Consider the following 3,287-nt stretch of genomic DNA (forward strand, 5'->3'; position numbering starts at 1 on the left):
GAGGGTCTCGCGCATCTGGTCCGTGGCCACGACCCGGCCGTGTGTGAGCAGCCGGATCTGCTCGGGCGAGAAGTCCGTCATGCTCAGCGTGCGCATCGCCGACCCGACCCACGTGACGGCCGGCAGCAGCAGCGGCACCGTGGGCCGGCCCAGGCGCCGCGCACACTGCGACAGCAGCAGCACGCCGTCGCCGGCGATGTTGAACGTGCCGCTGTTGAGGGTGCCGCGCCGCGGCTCGTGCGCGCCGATGCGCAGCACCTCGATCACGTCGTCCTCGTGCACGAACTGCAGCCGCGGGTCGTAGCCGAACACGGTGGGCAGGACCGGCAGCGAGAAGTACGACGCGAGCGGCGTGTCGGCGTGCGGTCCGAGGATGTTGGCGAACCGCAGCACGCACACGGCGACGTCGGGCCGGCGCCGCGCGAAGCCCCGCACGTACCCCTCGACCTCGACGGCGTCCTTGGCGAAGCCGCCGCTCGGCAGCGACTTGGGCGGGGTCGTCTCGGTGAACACTGCCGGGTCGCGGGGCGCGGACCCGTACACGTTCGTGCTGGACTTCACGACCAGCCGTTTGACGCTCGGGGACTTCTGGCAGGCACCCAGCAGCTGCATGGTGCCGATGACGTTGGTCTCCTTGACCGTGGTCCGGCTGCCGCTGCCCAGCGCGGTGCCCGTCACGTCCATGTGGACCACCGTGTCCACGGAATGCTCGGCGAGCACCCGGGCGATGGTGGGCTGGCGGATGTCGGCCCGGATGAACTCCGCGCCGCCCAGATGGTGCTCGGGTGGTACCGCGTCCACCGCGATGACGCGGTCGACCTCCGGGTCACGCTGGATCCGTCGTACGAACCGGCCGCCGAGCCGGCGGGCCACTCCGGTCACGAGCACGACCTTGCCCAAGATCAGCGCCTCTCTTCCCGTCGCGTCCAGTAGTGGACGTAGCTCTGTCCGCCAGCCTGCCGCGTTCCCCGTATGCGGCCAACTTAGCGGGTCGTTGTTGCGCTGTGATGACCGCCCGATGCACGAAGTGACGACACACCCGTACGTACGACCGGACCGAGCCATTCGCGTCACAGGCGTACGCACGTCCAGAACGCACCGGAACGCGAGCACCCCAGGACGCACCCACCCGGAAAACGACAAACACCCCCCACCGGTGGTGGGGGGTGTCGCGCGCGCTCACGCACAGAAGCAGGGGCGCCCCCGGACGGGGCCGCACCTTACTTCTTGTTGCGACGCTGAACGCGAGTGCGCTTGAGCAGCTTGCGGTGCTTCTTCTTGGCCATCCGCTTGCGCCGCTTCTTGATAACAGAGCCCACGACTACCCTCGCTCACTTCTCATCACTCGGTGCTGGGCGCCATGGGCCCACACGACCTACGAGGGGCTAGCCTACCCAACCCGAGCGCCGAGGTTGTAATCGAGGTCCCGCCGGAGGCCGCGACGGCCTCCGGCGGGCCGCCGTCAGACCGTCTCCACCCCCACATAGCTGTCGCGGAGGTACTCGTGAACCGCTTGCTCCGGGACCCGGAAGGACCTCCCCACCCGGATCGCCGGCAGATGACCGCTGTGCACCAGCCGGTACACGGTCATCTTCGACACTCGCATCACCGAGGCGACTTCCGCCACGGTCAGGAACTGAACCTCGTTCAGAGGCCTCTCGCCAGCTGCAGCCATGACACACCTGCACCTTCCGCACTCGACGGCCACCGGCTTCCCCTTCCGGTGACTCTTCGTCGCTGCGTGCTCACTCCCCAATGTAGGTGCGGATGATGCAAGTGGGGAAGAGGGGATGGCATCCGCGGCCTACTGTGACAGACACGCTCGATTGAGTACATAGCGAGTAAGCGGTCGGTAGTAATCAGACCGCACACCGTCATCAAGTGGAACGGCGACGGACACCCGCCCCTCCGCCTCGCCGACGAAGAGCGCTGGATCGTCCGTATCGGCGAGGCCGATCGCGTCGAACCCCAGCTGACCTGCTCCGCAGACCCAGCCGTGGTCCCCGATGACCAGTTCCGGCAGCGGTCCGCCGGCTTCCGCCGCGGCGGCCAGGGCGGTGCGAAGCGGGAGTGGCGAGTGCGTGTGTGCGCCGGGCTCACAACCGGCTCTCCCGGATCCAGGTTCTCGTACCAGGGCGACTCCTCGTACGTAATCAAGGTTGTATGTGCGTAGGCCGAACCGGGTCGTTATGTCGACACAGCGACCCTGCGCCGGGGTGAGGACGGTACATCCCGCCGCCGACAGGGCGTCCGCGAGCGCGGCGTAGAACCCGAGCAGCCGGTGCGGGTGCCCGGTGCCGAGCAGCACCGCCTCGCGATGGCACGCGGCCCTGGCGACGCGCTCGGCGAACGCCTCGAGCCCCTCCAACGTGCGCTCCGGATCGATCACATCATGGCCGGACACATACCGTGGATCGGCCGAAACCCCACACTTGTCCGCCATCAACTCGATCAAATCCTCAGAAGTCCATGTCCATTCGGGATCGAGTCCGATCAGCGCCCGGGGGTCGCGGGCAGCGAAGAGCCGATAGCTGCGCAGGCTCTCCTCCCGGGAGGTGGCCACGGGCCCGGCCAGCCGGGAGGCCAGCAGATGCGCACGCAGTGCGCCGGTGCTCAACACGCCAGCGATGCTGTCCCAATCACCCCCACCGCACGTCCAGAACGCAGGGAACACCCCACAGTCGGCGTAATCACACCCCACCTGGGGCTGCCCGCCGGGGTGCGGGGGCGGAGCCCCTGGCGGGGTGCAGGGGACGCAGTCCCCACCGGGGTCACGGGCGGAGCCCCTGGCGGGGTGCAGGGGACGCAGTCCCCACCGGGGTCACGGGCGGAGCCCCTGGCGGGGTACGGGGACGCAGTCCCCACCGGGGTCACGGGCGGAGCCCCTGGCGGCGTACGGGGGACGCAGTCCCCGCCAGGGTCACGGGCGGAGCCCCCGCCGTGCAAGGGACGCAGTCCCCGCCGGGTGCAGGGGACGCAGTCCCCACCGGCGCCCCCAGGGCACAGCCCCCGCCGTGCAGGGGACGCAGTCCCCGCCGGGATGCAGGGGCTGGGCCCCTGGCGGGGTACGGGGGACGCAGTCCCCACCGGCGCCCCCCAGGGCACAGCCCCCGCCGTGCAGGGGACGCAGTCCCCGCCGGAGCCCCCGGGGCACAGCCCGCGGGGTGCAGGGGACGCAGTCCCCGCCGGGATGCAGGGGCTGGGCCCCTGGCGGGGTACGGGGGACGCAGGTCCCCACCGGGCGCCCCCGGGGGCACCAGCCCCCGCCGTGCCAGGGGACGCAGTCC

The 3,287-nt window shown here is 70.5% G+C and carries 4 protein-coding genes; all 4 read right to left on the reverse strand.

What is annotated here, in order from left to right; genetic code table 11:
* On the reverse strand, nt 1–900 hold a 900-nt coding region (locus C3488_RS39390; RefSeq protein WP_103845606.1), incomplete at its 3' end, for an NAD-dependent epimerase/dehydratase family protein.
* A gap of 320 nt (nt 901–1,220) precedes the next feature.
* Nucleotides 1,221–1,319: a 30S ribosomal protein bS22 gene (locus tag C3488_RS39395; RefSeq protein WP_003948845.1), complete on the reverse strand. Its 99-nt coding sequence runs from the start codon at nt 1,317–1,319 to the stop codon at nt 1,221–1,223.
* Between the two features lie 143 nt (nt 1,320–1,462).
* The gene (locus C3488_RS39400; RefSeq protein ID WP_158712621.1) at nt 1,463–1,675 is read right to left on the reverse strand and encodes a helix-turn-helix domain-containing protein; all 213 of its coding nucleotides are present in this window, start codon (nt 1,673–1,675) and stop codon (nt 1,463–1,465) included.
* A 129-nt stretch (nt 1,676–1,804) separates the two neighbouring features.
* Nucleotides 1,805–2,620, reverse strand: a complete 816-nt coding sequence (locus C3488_RS39405) for a phosphatase (RefSeq protein ID WP_103845608.1) — start codon at nt 2,618–2,620, stop codon at nt 1,805–1,807.
* Nucleotides 2,621–3,287 lie beyond the last annotated feature (667 nt).

Origin of the sequence: Streptomyces sp. Ru72 (genome assembly GCF_002920635.1) — a bacterium.
GTDB lineage: Bacteria > Actinomycetota > Actinomycetes > Streptomycetales > Streptomycetaceae > Streptomyces.

Bases quoted from the DNA above. Each gene is read 5' to 3' on its own strand.
- C3488_RS39400 (WP_158712621.1), bottom strand. From the start codon at position 1,675: ATGGCTGCAGCTGGCGAGAGGCCTCTGAACGAGGTTCAGTTCCTGACC.